This window comes from Pseudomonas sp. NMI542_15 (assembly GCF_021283425.1).
Lineage (GTDB): Bacteria > Pseudomonadota > Gammaproteobacteria > Pseudomonadales > Pseudomonadaceae > Aquipseudomonas > Aquipseudomonas fortuita.
This window is the reverse complement of the sequence record NZ_JAJSRO010000001.1, coordinates 290471-305037: the sequence shown is the minus strand read 5'-3', so window position 1 is coordinate 305037 and position 14567 is coordinate 290471. Positions and strand designations below refer to the sequence as shown.

11 protein-coding genes are annotated in these 14567 nt (G+C 64.9%); 4 read left to right on the top strand and 7 right to left on the bottom strand.

Annotated elements, in window-relative coordinates:
* Positions 1-64: 64 nt before the first annotated feature.
* The 3 genes from LU684_RS01315 to LU684_RS01305 are packed head-to-tail and all read right to left on the bottom strand — an operon-like array spanning position 65 to position 2936.
* The gene (locus LU684_RS01315; RefSeq protein WP_095115324.1) at positions 65-394 is read right to left on the bottom strand and encodes an NIPSNAP family protein; all 330 of its coding nucleotides are present in this window, start codon (positions 392-394) and stop codon (positions 65-67) included.
* On the bottom strand, positions 394-2112 hold the full coding sequence (locus tag LU684_RS01310) for an FAD-dependent oxidoreductase (RefSeq protein ID WP_232894038.1): 1719 nt from the start codon (positions 2110-2112) through the stop codon (positions 394-396). Before LU684_RS01310 ends, LU684_RS01315 begins: the two co-directional genes overlap by 1 nt.
* A complete protein-coding gene (locus LU684_RS01305) occupies positions 2109-2936 on the bottom strand; it encodes an SDR family NAD(P)-dependent oxidoreductase (RefSeq protein WP_232894037.1) in 828 nt (275 codons plus the stop codon). The genes LU684_RS01310 and LU684_RS01305 overlap by 4 nt, the downstream gene beginning before the upstream one ends.
* A 177-nt stretch (positions 2937-3113) precedes the next feature.
* Here LU684_RS01305 and LU684_RS01300 point away from each other — a divergent pair, with 177 nt between their 5' ends.
* The gene (locus LU684_RS01300) at positions 3114-3986 is read left to right on the top strand and encodes a helix-turn-helix domain-containing protein (RefSeq protein WP_145914136.1); all 873 of its coding nucleotides are present in this window, start codon (positions 3114-3116) and stop codon (positions 3984-3986) included.
* A 55-nt stretch (positions 3987-4041) separates the two neighbouring features.
* On the opposite strand, the gene LU684_RS01295 is transcribed toward LU684_RS01300, so the two are convergent.
* The 4 genes from LU684_RS01295 to LU684_RS01280 form a co-directional block, all read right to left on the bottom strand.
* The gene (locus tag LU684_RS01295) at positions 4042-4815 is read right to left on the bottom strand and encodes an IclR family transcriptional regulator (RefSeq protein ID WP_016487284.1); all 774 of its coding nucleotides are present in this window, start codon (positions 4813-4815) and stop codon (positions 4042-4044) included.
* Between the two features lie 68 nt (positions 4816-4883).
* Positions 4884-6338 (bottom strand): amidase, encoded by a 1455-nt coding sequence (locus tag LU684_RS01290; RefSeq protein ID WP_102688833.1) that lies wholly within the window; start codon positions 6336-6338, stop codon positions 4884-4886.
* Positions 6335-7645 carry a citrate-proton symporter gene (locus LU684_RS01285; protein WP_102688832.1) on the bottom strand — a complete coding sequence of 437 codons (1311 nt, stop codon included), beginning with the start codon at positions 7643-7645 and terminating at the stop codon, positions 6335-6337. Before LU684_RS01285 ends, LU684_RS01290 begins: the two co-directional genes overlap by 4 nt.
* Before the next feature lie 80 nt (positions 7646-7725).
* Complete coding sequence (locus tag LU684_RS01280; protein WP_016487287.1) at positions 7726-8901, bottom strand: M20 aminoacylase family protein; 1176 nt, start codon at positions 8899-8901, stop codon at positions 7726-7728.
* Positions 8902-9104: 203 nt separating this feature from the next.
* Between LU684_RS01280 and LU684_RS01275 the strand changes: the two genes are divergently transcribed.
* From LU684_RS01275 to LU684_RS01265, 3 genes are all read left to right on the top strand, one after another.
* Positions 9105-11621: an excinuclease ABC subunit UvrA gene (locus tag LU684_RS01275; RefSeq protein WP_232894036.1), complete on the top strand. Its 2517-nt coding sequence runs from the start codon at positions 9105-9107 to the stop codon at positions 11619-11621.
* Between the two features lie 76 nt (positions 11622-11697).
* Positions 11698-13347, top strand: a complete 1650-nt coding sequence (locus tag LU684_RS01270) for an MFS transporter (protein ID WP_102688829.1) — start codon at positions 11698-11700, stop codon at positions 13345-13347.
* The gene (locus LU684_RS01265) at positions 13344-14477 is read left to right on the top strand and encodes an HlyD family secretion protein (RefSeq protein ID WP_016487290.1); all 1134 of its coding nucleotides are present in this window, start codon (positions 13344-13346) and stop codon (positions 14475-14477) included. The genes LU684_RS01270 and LU684_RS01265 overlap by 4 nt, the downstream gene beginning before the upstream one ends.
* The last annotated feature ends 90 nt before the right edge of the window (positions 14478-14567 follow it).

Here is a 14567-nt window from a genome sequence, read left to right as displayed (position 1 = left end):
TGTTGTTGTTTTTATGACGGTGTTTCGGGGCCGCGTTGCGGCCCAATCGCCGGCACAGCCAACATCACTGCCTGTCGAGACTATGTAGAGAGACAGGCCTTAGGATCCGGGTTTCCTGCGCCACTACCAGGTCACGGGTGGCATGCAGATAAGCGGCAAAATCCGGGTCGGCATCCCGCGCCGCGCTGCGCTTTTCAAAGTCATCGAGGCTGTCATAACCCCACAGGTGCACCACCTGGTTCAGCGGCCCGATGCTGCTGGTGTAGAACGCCAGCGGTGCGCCGAGGTGGCGCAGCAAGATCGGCATCGCCAACTGGTCGAAGGCTTCGATAAAGGCCGCCATGCAGCGCGGGCGAATGGTGTAGATGCGGTGATCGACCACAGCCTTGTCCATCACGCTACCTCCCGCGCTTTGCTCGCTGCCGCCAGCCCCTGCTCGACACCTGCCAGGTGGCGCCCGGTGATGTAGCCAAAGGTCATGATCGGCCCCAAGGTAATGCCGGCACCGGGGTAGTTGCCGCCCATGATGCTGGCGCGGTCATTACCCACCGCATACAGCCCTTCGATGGCTTGCCCGTCGGCGGCCAGCACTTCGCCGACCACGCTGGTGCGCAGCCCGTCGAAGGTGCCCAGATCGCCCATGATGACCTTCACGGCAAAGTAAGGCCCCTCGCCCACCGGCGCCACGCACGGATTGGGCTGTTGCTGAGGGTCGGCCAGGTAGCGGTTGAAGCTGTTACTGCCGCGGCCGTATTGGCGGTCCTCGCCCTGCACTGCGCCTAGGTTGTAATCGCGCACGGTCCGCTCCAGCCCTTGCGCATCGATGCCGGCCTTGCCTGCCAGCTCGGCCAAGGTCTTGCCCTTGAGCAGGTAACCGTTACGCAGCAATGGCCCCAGTGGCATTGGTGCAGGTTTGGCAAAGCCCAGGCCGTACTTGGCCAGCGTACGGCGGTCGCACACCAGCCACATGGCGGTTTCTGCCTGGCCGGCGCAGGCTTCGATCAGCGCTGCGCCCACGTCGTGGTAGGAGTTGGACTCGTTGGTGAAACGCCGGCCAGAGCGCAATACACCGATCACGCCCGGCTTGTAGCGGTCCAGCAGATGCGGAAAGGCGATGTATCGCCCGCCACCCACCGGCACCTTCGACACCGGCATCCAGGCAGCTGGCGCTTGCAGGCGTATATCGACCTTGGCACCCAACGCCTCCGCCATGCGGGCACCATCGCCGGTATTACCCGCTGGCACCGGGGAAAAATGCTCACCGCCACGGCGCACATGCGGGTAGGCCTGGCGCAACCGCTGCAAGTCATGGGAGAACCCGCCACAGGCCAGCACCACCCCGCGGCGTGCCTGAATACGCAGTTCGCTGTCGCCTTGCCCGGCCAGTACCCCCACCACCCGCCCACCGTCGCGCAGCAGCTGCCGCGCCGGGGTGCCGGTGAGAATCGGGATGCCAAGGTCCAGCGCCGAGCGCACCAGGCGCGCCGCCAAGGCATTGCCGCTGGTCACCTGAGTACCGCGGCGATACAGGGCCAGCTCCTTCAGGTGGGTGAGCAGGCGCCTGGCCACGTACACGAACGAGGTCAACGAGCGGGTGACGTTGAAGAAGTGTTTGAGGTCGGCATTCGACGAGTTGAACATCATGCCGATGAAGGTGATGGTCTTCAGCGGCGGGCGCAGGCGTGCCATGTCCGGCCCCAGGCCGCGGATGTCGTAAGGTGCGGCCAGTATCGAACGGCCCACATCGACGCCCCCTTCGACTTGTGGGTGATAGTCGGGGTACAGCGTGGGCACGAACTTCACGGCGGTTTCCCGCTCGAAAAAGTCCACCATCTGCGGCCCGTAGCGCAAGAACGCCTCGACCCCGGCCGCGTCAAAGCAGGCCCCGGTTTCGTTGCGCAGGTAGGTCATGGCCGCCTCGGGGCTGTCGTTGCCAGCGTGCCGGTTGCCAGGCACCCACAACACACCGCCGGAAAACGCCGTAGTACCGCCAAAGCAGTCGTCCTTTTCGATGACGATCACGTCAAGGCCCTGCTTCTTTGCAGTAATGGCGGTCGCCAGGCCACCCGCACCCGCCCCGACCACCAGCACATCGCAGTTACGTGTGGTCATGCGCGTACCCCCTCAAAGCCTGGCCGCGGGATCAGCGCCATGGGCATGCTCTCGAGCCCCCCATCCACGGTCAGCTCTGCACCATTGATGTAGTCGGCGCGCTGGCTGGCCATGAACAGCACAGCGTCAGCGATATCCTGTGGTTCACCAATACGCTGGTTGGCCGTCATGGCGCTGCGCTGGCGTTCGATTTGCGGGTCGGCATAAAACGCGGCAGACAAGGGAGTGCGGATCAACCCTGGGCAGACTGCGTTGCTGCGCACACCTCGTGGCCCCCATTCCACGGCAATCTGGCGCGACAGCATGCTGACCCCGGCCTTGGCCGCACTGTAGGCACCGCTATTGGGTTGCGGGTAATGCGCGGCGATCGAGGCCACGTGCACCATACGGCCTCGGCCACGGGCCAGCATCGAACGGCCGAAGGCCTGGGCACACACCAGGTAGCCCGTGAGGTTGACCGCCAGCACCTGGTTCCATTGCTCCAGGCTCAGCACGTCCAGCGCGCCGGGGCGCAGCACGCTGGCATTGTTGACCAGTACATCGCAGCGCCCGTGCAGCGCCTGGACCTGGGCTGCGGCCTGCTCCACGCTGGCCGGGTCGGCGATGTCGCAGCCCAAGGCGCTGACCTCTCCGACACTGTGTTCGCCCAAGGTGGCGGCCAGTTCACGGCATTTGTCCAGGTCACGGTCCAGCAGCACCACATGGGCCTGCTGTGCGACCAGGGCGCCGGCCAGCGCCGCGCCAATACCACCGGCGGCACCGGTTACCACGCATACGGCCGAATCCAGGCCCAGCCATTGAGAGGGGATCTTGTTGTTGTGCATGCTGCTCTCCAGAGTGTCGCTTCATCTGGGCCACAGCCTAGGGCCGGCAGGCACACCGGCAGAATGGACAAAACCTGCAACCAGCCCCACATTCCCGACAAAATTCGTCCTGCCGCCTGAAGCCTGCAGGCAGCTGTGGCACAGTAACCAGGTACCGAACAGAACAATTACAACAACATGAACAAGATCCCCAACTACGCCCTGTATGGTGAAACCGCCCGACCGGTGTGGCACGAAGCCCTGCATGTGGAACAGATCTCCCAACGCTCTGGCGCACATAACTGGGAAATTGCCGCGCACCGTCATGAAGGCTTGCTGCAACTGCTGTACCTGCAGAGCGGCGGCGGTGAGGTGCTGTTCGACAGTGACCGGCTCCAGGTGCAGGCACCCTGCGTGGTGTATGTACCGGCGCAAGTGGTGCATGGTTTTCATTGGGCCGGCCAGGTCGAGGGCCTGGTGATCACCGCCGCCCAGCACCCACTGGAAAGCATTGCCCAGGTGCTGGCACCCAACCTGCTGGCGCAGGTGCGCAAACCCCAGGTGATCGCACTGCCTTCGTGGGCAGCCGACGAAGACCCGTTGCTGCCGCTGTGCATGGCCTTGCGCGAGGAGTACCACAACCGCGCCCGTGAGCATGTGGCCTGCAGCATGGCCCTGCTGCTGACGCTGCTGATCCAGGTACTGCGCCATGAACCGCACGTGCCCCACGGTGGCCAGCGCCCAGTGTCAAGGCGCAGCCAGCAGCTGACCGCTTTGCGTGAATTGGTGGACATGCACTACCGCGCGCACTGGCCACTGGCGGACTACGCTGCCGAGCTCGGCATGACCTTGGCGACACTGGGGCGGTTGTGTCAGGAGCACCTGGGCATGACGCCCATGAACGTGATCAATGCCCGGCTGGTACTGGAAGCCAAGCGCATGCTGGGGCATTCAAGCCTGAGCGTGAAAGAGATCGCCCATGAGCTGGGGTTTGCCGATGTAGGGTATTTCAGCCGGTTCTTTCGCAAGCATGCGGGGGTGAGCCCTAGCGGGTTTCGGGAGGGCCAGTGACATCTGCCGGCTTTTGCTGTGGCCTGCACTGGCCTCTTCGCAGCACAGGTCAGCACTAGCCCGCCAAGGCCCGCTGCACATCGTCTACCGTGGTCGCCAGGCTGCTCAGGTGCAAATTCATTACTCGTTCCACCGGTGCCTGATCCAGCGGCCAGTGCAAGGCAATGCTCCCGGCCAGGCGCCCTTCGGCGTGCACCGGCAGCGCAATGGCGCGGATCAGGAACGGCAAACGCACCGGGTACTCCCAGTACCCTTCGGTGCGCTGGCCAAAGCCCTTGTGCGCGTCTTCTTCGATGTTGCGCAGCACCGTGTCATCGCGCAGCCGCTCATGGGCCGCCAGGCGTTGCACTTCATCGACCGCCAGCTCACCCAGGCACGCCCGCCCCATCGCCGAGTGAAACAGGCTGGCATGGTGCCCGACGATCTGGCAGGTATGCGGGTACCGCTTGCGCAATACCTGAGGGATGGCGCTTTCCATCACCTCCAGCCGCTCGCCGTCGAAACACGACAGGTCCACCACCAGCCCGGTGCGCTCGCTCAGGTCCAGCAGCAGCGGTGCAGCACTTTCCACCAGCCGCCGCTTGAAGCGCATCTGCCGGTCACCGAACAGCCGCCGTGCGCACAGGCGATAACGCCGGTCGCTGAGGCCACGGTAGACCCAGCCCTGCTCCTGCAAGGTGGCGAGCATGCGCGAGGCCGTGGCCTTGGGCAGGCCGGTGAGGTAATGCAATTCTTCCAGGCCCAGTGCCTGATGCTCGCCCAGCAGGTCGACAATGGCCAGTGCGCGCTCCACCGAACGCACACCGCCACTGTCTGCCGTAATGCCCATGGGTATGACCTCCCTGTAGCTGGATGGTCAGCATAGCCAGCAAGAACCGCGCCTGCCCAGTGCTTTCATCAGGCCAGCAGGCACGGTGGCGGGCGCCGCTCAACCCACCGGGTCAGCTGTTCATGGGCGTACGCCAGTTGCAACACCGCATGGTCGGCCTGGGCCGGGCCTATGATTTGCAGGCCCATGGGCAAACCGTCGCTGTTGAAACCGACCGGTACGCTGATGCTGGGTAAACCGGCCAGGGTCGGCCCGATCACCACCTCCATCCAGCGATGGTAGGTGTCCATCGCCCGGCCCCCAACGGCCGTCGGCCACGCCAGTTTTGCATCGAAAGGGAACACCTGGGCGGACGGCAACAGCAGGTAGTCGTAACGTTCGAACAGGTGTGCCAAGGCGCGGTACCAGTCACTGCGGTCCAGCGACGCCTGGTACAGCGAGGCCGCGCTCAGTTGCAAGGCGCCCTCTACCTCCCACTGTGCTTCGGGCTTGAGCAAGGCGCGCCTGGCTGGGTCGGCATAGGCCGCGCCAAGGTTGCCGTGCACCAGGAAGTGGCGGTGGGTGAGCCAGCATTGCCACAAGCGCGCCGGGTCGAATGCCGGTTGGCAAGCCTCCACCCGGCAACCCAGTTCGGCGAAATCGGCCAAGGCTGCTTCACACAGGCCCATCACCCCGTCATCCATCGGCAGGTAGCCGTTGTAGTCACCCAGCCAGCCAACCCGCACACCCCGAAAATCGCGCTGCAGCCCTGCAGCGAAATCGCGGCGGCCCTCGCTCAGCGACAGCGGCACCCGTGCATCAACGCCTGCCTGGGTCGACAACAGCCGCGCCACATCCACCACGCTGCGCCCCATCGGCCCTTCGGTAGCCAGCTGCTGCACGAACAGTTCGGGTGCCGGACCATGGGGCACACGGCCCTGCGAAGGGCGCAGGCCGAACACATTGTTGAACGCCGCCGGGTTGCGCAGCGAGCCCATCATGTCGCTGCCGTCAGCCACCGGCAGCAGGCGCATGGCCAGCGCCGCTGCCGCCCCGCCACTGCTGCCGCCGGCCACCCGCTGCGGGTCGTAGGCATTGGTGGTGGTACCGAACAGGGTGTTATAGGTTTGCGAACCGAGACCGAACTCTGGCACGTTGCTTTTGCCAACGATCAGCGCCCCGCTCGCCCGCACCCGCGCCACACTGATGGCGTCATGCTCAGGTATCTGTTCGGCGAATAAGGGCGAACCCAGGGTGGTGCGCAGCCCGGCAGTGGCAGCCAGGTCCTTGATCGCTTGTGGCATGCCGTGCATCCAGCCGCGGGAATGGCCCCGCTTCAGCTCGCGGTCACGTTCATCGGCCTCAGCCAACACTGCCTCGGCCGGGCGCAGCGACACCAGTGCGTTAACCTGCGGGTTGCAGCGCTCGATGTGCGCGAGATAAGCCTGCATCACCTCCCGGCACGATACCTGGCGGGCATGGATGGCCTGGGACAAGGCTTCGGCATCGAGGGCAACGATGGGGTCGATGGCTAACGGCTTCACGGTTTTACTCCAAGGTTGAAAGTGGCGGGCTTGCCTGCCCGGGGTGCTTCTTTCAGGCAATAGGTACCCAACAGCGTCAGCAGGCAGGCGAACAGCACGTAGAACGACGGTGCGACCGGGGTACCGAGTACCTTGGTAAGCCAGGTGACGATCAACGGGGCAAAGCCACCGAACACCATCACCGCCACGTTATAGGCCACCGATACCCCGGTGGAGCGCACCTCGACCGGGAACTGCTCGGCCAGGGCGGTCGGCGCCGGGCCAAAGAAGCCGCCGATGGCGGTGCACAACAGCAGCTGCATCACCAGCAGCCGCTCCACGGATGGCGCGGCAGCCACCCACACATACAGCGGGTAGACCATTATGAAGAACGCCAGGGTAAAGACCATCAGCACCGGGCGGCGCCCCAGGCGGTCAGACAACGCGCCGGACAGCGGAATGACCACGGTCATCAGCCCCACGGCCAGCATCTGCACCAAAAGCACCTGGTCCAGTGGCAGCCCGAGGTTCTTGTGGGCGAAGGTCGGCATGTTCACCAGCACCACGTAGAACGACACCGTAGCGCCACAGGCCAGGCCCATCGATACCAGCAGGCTGCGCCGATGCTCACGCAGTACTTGCCACAGGCTGGGCGACTGGCCCTTGGCCTGGCGGCGCGCCTCGACGAACTCCTCGGGCTCTTCCATATGCTTGCGAATCCACAGCCCCACCGGGCCGATCAGCAGGCCGAGCACGAACGGGATCCGCCAGCCCCAGCTGTCCAGCGCCTCAGGCGAACACCAGTGCGTCACCAGGGCCACCATCGCCGCCCCGGAAAACACCGCCAGGCACTGCCCTACCAATTGCCACGAGCCATACAGGCCCTTGCGGTGGGCCGGCGCGCTTTCCACCAGAAACGCCGTGGCACTGGCGTACTCGCCACCGGTGGCAAACCCTTGCAGCATGCGCGCCACCACGATCAGCAGCGGCGCGGCCATGCCGATGGCCAGGTAGTCGGGGGCAAAGGCGATCATGGCAATCGACACGGTCATCAGGCGGATGATCATCTGCATGGCCGCCTTGCGGCCCTTGCGATCGGAATACATGCCCAGCAACACGCCGCCCACCGGGCGCATGAAAAAGCCCACGCCAAAGGTGGCCAGGGCCATCAGCAGCGAGGCGTACTCGTCGTCGGACGGGAAAAACTGCCGGGCAATGATGCTGGCCAGAAAGCCGTACACGATAAAGTCGTACCACTCCAGGGCGTTGCCGATAACGGCGGCCACCACTTGCCGGGTACGCGACACGCCAGTGCTCGAAGTCTGCATAGGAAACACTCCACACAATGATTGGGTGATCGCCCAGGCGCGATCGCGCCCGGGTTCCAGCGGCAGTCGTCAAAAGGCAGTCAGGCGGGCGCGAGCCATCGCTCTGCCAGCGCGCCCCAGTAGGCGGCACCGGTCAGCAGGATCTCGTCGTTGAAGTCGTAGGCCGGGTTGTGCACCATCGGCCGCGATACACCATTGCCGATGAACAGGTAGGCACCTGGGCAGCGCTGCAGCATCCAGGCGAAGTCCTCGCTGCCCATGAGCTTGCGGGTGTTGCCATCCACCGCCTCGGCACCGAGCAACTCCACCCCCACCTGCGTGGCAAAGGCATTTTCTGCGGCATGGTTGACCAGCACCGGGTAGGCCGGGCGGTGTTCGATGCTGGCACGGCAGCCAAAGCTTTCGGCCTGACTGACGATGATCGCCCGCACCCGCTCCAGGGTCTGCGCCCGCACCTCGGCGTTCAGCGCACGCAGGCTAAGGCGTAGCAGCGCCTGTTGGGGAATCACGTTGGCCGCTTCGCCGGCCTGCAAGGCACCGACGGTGACCACCGCAGCCTCCTGCGCATCGATGTTGCGCGCCACCACGGTTTGCAGCGCCATTACCACACTGGCCGCTGCCACCAGCGGGTCTACGGTCAGGTGCGGCATCGAGCCATGGCCGCCCACCCCGTCGAGGGTCACCGTGAGCAGGTCTTGCGAGGCCATCATCGGCCCCTCGCGAAAACCAAGATGCCCGGCCGGCAGCCCGGGCATGTTGTGCATGCCGAACAGCGCATCGCAGGGGAAGCGTTCCAGCAGGCCGTCCGCCAGCATCGCCTCGGCACCGCCCTGGCCCTCCTCGGCCGGCTGGAAGATCAGCGTCAGCGTGCCGTCGAACTGCCGGGTTGCCGCCAGGTAGCGCGCCGCCCCCAGCAGCATGGTGGTGTGCCCGTCATGGCCACAGGCGTGCATGCAACCTTGGTGCTGGCTGCTGTAGGCCGCGCCCGTTGCTTCGTGTATGGGCAGCGCGTCCATGTCGGCGCGCAAGCCCAGCCGGCGTGGGCTGCTGCCATTGCGCAGCACACCGACCACACCGGTCTTGCCGATGCCGGTGTGCACTTCATAGCCCCACTGCGCCAGCAGACGGGCGACCAGCGCCGAGGTGCGGCTCTCTTCAAAACCCAGTTCCGGGTGGGCGTGGATATCGTGACGGATCGTGTGCAGGTCGCTGGCCACGTCGTCAAGCCAGGCCAGGATGTGCTGATGTCGGGACATGTAGAGTCTCCTCGCGCGGGTGGTTTCCCGTTCTTGTTGTTTGCCTTGAGGTCACGACGGCTAAGGCAGGTCGTGCTTGGCTGACAGATAAGCGCGAGGCGGGATGAAGCACAATCGAATCTGGTTTCACACCGTGGAACCGAAAGGGTCGAAATTGCTGTTACCTTGGGGCTCACTGCTCAGCCACAGCCAAGGACTGCGTCATGCCTTCACGCCCAACCTCCCCCAGCGGCTTCGTCCGCGTACGCGGTGCCCGCGAGCACAACCTGAAGAACATCGATGTGGATGTTCCACGCGATGCCTTGGTGGTATTCACTGGCGTCTCCGGCTCGGGCAAGTCCTCGCTGGCCTTTTCCACGCTTTATGCCGAAGCCCAGCGCCGCTACTTCGAGTCGGTGGCGCCCTATGCCCGGCGCCTTATCGATCAGGTTGGCGTGCCCGACGTCGATGCCATCGACGGCCTGCCGCCGGCGGTAGCCCTGCAGCAGCAACGCGGCACGCCAAGCGCACGTTCCTCGGTGGGCAGCGTAACCACCTTGTCCAGCTCGATCCGTATGCTGTACTCGCGCGCCGGCCACTACCCGGACGGGCAAGCGATGCTGTACGCCGAGGACTTTTCGCCGAATACGCCCCAGGGCGCCTGCCCAGAGTGCCATGGCTTGGGCCGGGTCTACGAGGTGACCGAAGCAACCATGGTGCCCGACCCGTCGCTGACCATCCGCGAGCGTGCGGTGGCGGCGTGGCCCATGGCCTGGCAAGGCCAGAACCAGCGCGACATCCTGGTGACGTTGGGTTATGACGTTGACATTCCCTGGCGCGACCTGCCGCAGGCGCAGCGCGACTGGATCCTGTTCACCGAGGACACGCCCACCGCCCCCGTTTATGCCGGCCTGACCCCGGCGCAAACCCGTGAAGCGCTAAAGCGCAAACAGGAGCCCAGCTACCAGGGCACGTTCATGGGCGCCCGACGGTACGTGCTGCATACCTTCATGCACTCGCAAAGCGCACAGATGCGCAAGCGCGTGGCTCAATACATGCGCCCCAGCCCCTGCCCGCTGTGCCAGGGCAAACGCCTGAAACGCGAAGCGCTGGGCGTGACCTTTGCCGGGCTGGATATCGCCGAGCTGTCGCACCTGTCATTGCAAGCGCTGGCCGAGGTATTTCGCAAGGTGGCAGCAGCGGGCTACCTGACACACCAGCAAGACGAGCTGACCCTGGAAAAGCGCCTGGCAGCCCAACGCATCGCAAACGAGTTGCTCGAACGCATCGATACCCTGCTCGACCTTGGCCTCGGCTACCTGGCCCTGGAGCGCAGCACCCCGACCCTGTCTTCTGGTGAACTGCAACGCCTGCGCCTGGCCACCCAGCTGAATTCGCAGCTGTTCGGCGTGATCTACGTACTCGACGAGCCTTCGGCCGGCTTGCACCCTGCCGACAGCGAAGCGCTGTTCGAAGCCCTGCAGCGCCTGAAGCACGCGGGCAACTCGGTGTATGTGGTGGAGCACGACCTGGACACCATGCGCCGCGCCGACTGGCTGGTGGATGTCGGGCCAGCTGCCGGCGAGCATGGCGGCACCATCCTCTACAGCGGGCCACCCGCAGGCCTGGCCGAGATCGAGCCGTCACGCACGCGCGCCTACCTGTTCAGTGCCCCGACCCACACCATGCGTGAACCCCGACCGGCCAGCGACTGGCTGAAGCTTGAAGGCATCACCCGCAACAACCTGAATAACCTCAGCGCGGCATTTCCGCTTGGCTGCTTTACCGCCGTCACCGGTATCTCCGGCTCGGGCAAGTCCAGCCTGGTCAGCCAGGCCCTGCTGGAACTGGTGGGCGCGCACCTGGGCCATGCCGAGCAGCGCAGCGAAGCCGAAGAGCAAAGCCTGGAAGACGCACCTGAACGGGCCAGCAGCGGCCATGTGAGTGCGGGCCTTGGCAGCATCAAGCGCCTGGTGCAGGTCGACCAGAAACCGATCGGCCGCACGCCACGCTCCAACCTGGCTACCTACACGGGCCTGTTCGACCATGTGCGCAAGCTGTTCGCAGCCACAGACCAGGCCAAGGCCAAGGGCTTCGACGCCGGGCGCTTTTCCTTCAATGTTGCCAAGGGCCGTTGCGCCAACTGCGAGGGCGAAGGTTTCGTCAGCGTCGAGCTGCTGTTCATGCCCAGTGTCTACGCACCTTGCCCCACCTGTCATGGCGCCCGCTACAACCCCGAAACCCTGGCGGTGAGCTGGCAAGGCATGAACATCGCCCAAGTGCTGCAACTGACGGTCGACCAGGCCCTGCAGGTATTTGCCGAACAGCCCCCGGCGCGCCGGTGCTTGCAAGTGCTTCAGGATATCGGCTTGGGCTACCTGCGCCTGGGCCAACCGGCCACCGAACTGTCCGGTGGCGAAGCGCAGCGCATCAAGCTGGCCACCGAACTGCAGCGCACGGCCCGTGGGGCAACCCTGTACGTGCTGGATGAGCCCACCAATGGCTTGCACCCGCAAGACATCGACCGGCTGCTGGTGCAGTTGAACCGCCTGGTCGAAGCCGGGCACAGCGTGGTGGTGGTCGAACATGACATGCGCGTGGTGGCGCAGAGCGACTGGGTGATCGACATCGGGCCAGGGGCCGGAGACGCCGGGGGCAAGGTAGTGATCAGCGGGCCGCCCAAGGTTGTGGCCGCGTGTGCCGACAGCCGCACAGCGGCGTTCTTGGCCAAAGCCTTGTAGCACCTGCGCATCGCCATCACAAAAACCAAAGGATGCACCTAGCAGCACCAACCGCCGCTCAAGTACAGTCTGTCCCATGGACAAATACGCCCCTCGCCAGTGGCTCCCCCACGAAAAACCCAGCCTGCCGGGCTCGCCCTCCACGCCTCTGCATTCGCCAGCCAAGCGCCTGGCCTACGGCGTGGTTGGCCTGCTGGTGGCAATTACCGGTGGCCTGGGCAACGCGCTGGTCACCGCCAACCTGGTGTTCCTGCAGGGCGCCCTGGGTGCGACCACGGCAGAAATGGCCTGGCTACCGGCCGCCTACGTCATGACCAACGTGTCCATGAACCTGCTGTTGGTGAAATTCCGCCAGCAGTTCGGCCTGCGCGCGTTCACCGAAGTGTTCCTGGTGCTGTATGCCTTGGTCACTTTCGCCCACCTGCTGGTCAACGATCTCAACTCGGCCATTGCCGTGCGTGCGGCCCACGGCATGGTCGGCGCAGCGCTCAGCTCGCTGGGGCTGTACTACATGATTCAGGCGTTCCCCGCCAAATGGCGGCTGAAGGCCATGGTACTGGGCCTGGGCGCCTCGCAGCTGGCGCTGCCGCTGGCGCGGATTTTTTCCGAAGACTTGCTGCAGATCGCCGAATGGCGTGGCCTGTACCTGTTCGAACTGGGCCTGGCACTGACTGCGCTGGGGTGCGTACTGATGCTCAAGCTGCCGCCCGGTGACCGCTTCAAGACGTTCGAACCACTGGATTTTCTCACCTTTACACTGATGGCCAGCGGCACCGCCCTGCTCTGCGCGGCGCTGTCGCTGGGGCGCATAGACTGGTGGCTGGAGGCGCCGTGGATCGGCGTGGCACTGGCGGCATCGATCGCGCTGATCTTCACAGGCCTGGCCATCGAGCACAACCGCCGCAACCCGTTGCTGATGACCCACTGGCTGGGCAGCGGTGCAATCATTCGCCTGGCCCTGTGTGTGGTACTGATCCGCATGGTCACGTCCGAACAGTCCACCGGTGCGGTCGGTTTCCTGCAGGTACTCAACATGGGCAGCGAGCAGATGCGCACGCTGTACTGGATCATGCTGCTGGGTGCGGTGGCTGGCCTGGCCAGCAGTGCCCTGACCATCAACCCCAACCACTTGGTGATCCCGCTGTTCGTCTCGCTACTGGCCATGGCCACAGGCGCGTTCATGGACAGCAGCTCCAGCAACCTCACCCGCCCGGCACAAATGTACTTCAGCCAGTTCCTGCTGGCGTTCGGCAGCACCTTTTTCCTCGGCCCTTCGATGGCACTGGGCATCAGCCATGTGCGCGCCAACCCGCGCAATCTGGTGAGCTTTTCGGTGCTGTTTGGCATCTGCAACAACCTCGGCGGCCTGATTGGCGCGGCACTGCTGGGCACCTTCCAGACCTGGCGCGAAAAGTTTCATTCAAGCCACCTGATGGACCGCCTCAGCTACCTTGAACCGTTGGTGACCAGCCGCGTTCAAAGCGGTGGCGCCGGCTACGGCGGCTTGCTCGCCGACCCGGCCATGCGCAACGAAGCTGGCATGCGTGTGCTGGCCAATGCCGCCACCCGCGAGGCGAATGTCATGGCCTATAACGATGTGTTCGTGCTGATCGGCAGCATCGCTATCCTGACCATGGTCTGGATCTGCATCCGCAGCACCTGGCTCTGGTACGCAAGGCGCCAGACCACTTCCACCGACTCCACCCCCGGCGCGCCCACCCGATGACCGACGACACCCGCACCACGACCACCAACGCCATCGCCGAAACCCCGGAAGGCACCACACCGCCCAGCGAGCCCACCAGCCCGACGCGTTCGCGGCGGGTGCGCATCCTGTCGACGATCAGCTTCGCCTGCGTGGCCTTGGCCGGCATCCTGCTGGTGCTGTATGCCTGGCGCCTGCCGCCGTTCGGCAGCGCCATCGAAAGTACCGAAAATGCCTTGGTGCGTGGCCAGGTGACCATCATTGGCCCCCAGCTCAGTGGTTACATCGTCGACGTGCCGGTGCACGACTTTCAGTTCGTCAAGACCGGTGACTTGCTGGTGCAACTGGACGACCGCATCTACACGCAGCGCCTGGCCCAGGCCATCGCCCAACTGCAGCAACAGCAGGCGGCCCTGGCCAACAACCTGCAGCAGCGTAACAGCGCCGAAGCCACCATCGCCCAGCGTCAGGCGGCCATCGGCGATGCGGCGGCCCAGGCAGCCAAGGCCAAAGCCGACCTTGGCCGCAACCAGGCGCTGGTCAATGACGGCTCTGTGTCGCGCCGTGACCTGGACCTGGCCCGTGCCAGCGAAGCCGCTGCCGTCGCCAGCCTGGCCCAGGCCAAGGCGGCGCTGGAAATCGCTCGCCAAGACCGGGAAACGGTGGTGGTCAACCGGGCCGCGTTACAAGCTTCGGTAGAGAATGCCAAGGCGGCGGTGGAGCTGGCGCGCATCGACCTCGACAACACCCGGGTCACCGCCCCGCGCGACGGCCAGCTGGGGCAGATCGGCACGCGCCTGGGGGCTTATGTGAATTCCGGCGCGCAGTTGATGGCCCTGGTACCCGACACCCTGTGGGTGATTGCCAACATGAAGGAAACCCAGATGGCCAATGTACGCATCGGCCAACCGGTGAGCTTCACCGTGGATGCGCTCAACCACCTGAAGCTACAGGGGCATGTACAGCAGATCTCGCCAGCAACCGGCTCGGAGTTCGCCTTGCTGCAAGCGGACAATGCCACCGGCAACTTCGTCAAGATTGCCCAGCGTATTCCGGTGCGCATTACCGTGGATGCCGACCAGCCGGAAGCCAGGCACCTGCGGCCGGGGATGTCGGTAGTGGTCAGTATCGATACCCGTAGCCAGGATTGATGTGTTCGCGGCCGGCCTCTTCGCGGGGCAAGCCCGCTCCCACAGAGACTGCACAGCTTTCAAAGGCTGCGCTGGACCTGTGTGAGCGGG

What these genes read in the sequence shown, in the direction of transcription:
- LU684_RS01315 (WP_095115324.1), bottom strand. Translation starts at nt 394, where the DNA reads ATGGACAAGGCTGTGGTCGATCACCGCATCTACACCATTCGCCCGCGC.
- LU684_RS01310 (WP_232894038.1), bottom strand. Translation starts at nt 2,112, where the DNA reads ATGACCACACGTAACTGCGATGTGCTGGTGGTCGGGGCGGGTGCGGGT.
- LU684_RS01305 (WP_232894037.1), bottom strand. Translation starts at nt 2,936, where the DNA reads ATGCACAACAACAAGATCCCCTCTCAATGGCTGGGCCTGGATTCGGCC.
- LU684_RS01300 (WP_145914136.1), top strand. Translation starts at nt 3,114, where the DNA reads ATGAACAAGATCCCCAACTACGCCCTGTATGGTGAAACCGCCCGACCG.
- LU684_RS01295 (WP_016487284.1), bottom strand. Translation starts at nt 4,815, where the DNA reads ATGGGCATTACGGCAGACAGTGGCGGTGTGCGTTCGGTGGAGCGCGCA.
- LU684_RS01285 (WP_102688832.1), bottom strand. Translation starts at nt 7,645, where the DNA reads ATGCAGACTTCGAGCACTGGCGTGTCGCGTACCCGGCAAGTGGTGGCC.
- LU684_RS01280 (WP_016487287.1), bottom strand. Translation starts at nt 8,901, where the DNA reads ATGTCCCGACATCAGCACATCCTGGCCTGGCTTGACGACGTGGCCAGC.
- LU684_RS01275 (WP_232894036.1), top strand. Translation starts at nt 9,105, where the DNA reads ATGCCTTCACGCCCAACCTCCCCCAGCGGCTTCGTCCGCGTACGCGGT.
- LU684_RS01270 (WP_102688829.1), top strand. Translation starts at nt 11,698, where the DNA reads ATGGACAAATACGCCCCTCGCCAGTGGCTCCCCCACGAAAAACCCAGC.
- LU684_RS01265 (WP_016487290.1), top strand. Translation starts at nt 13,344, where the DNA reads ATGACCGACGACACCCGCACCACGACCACCAACGCCATCGCCGAAACC.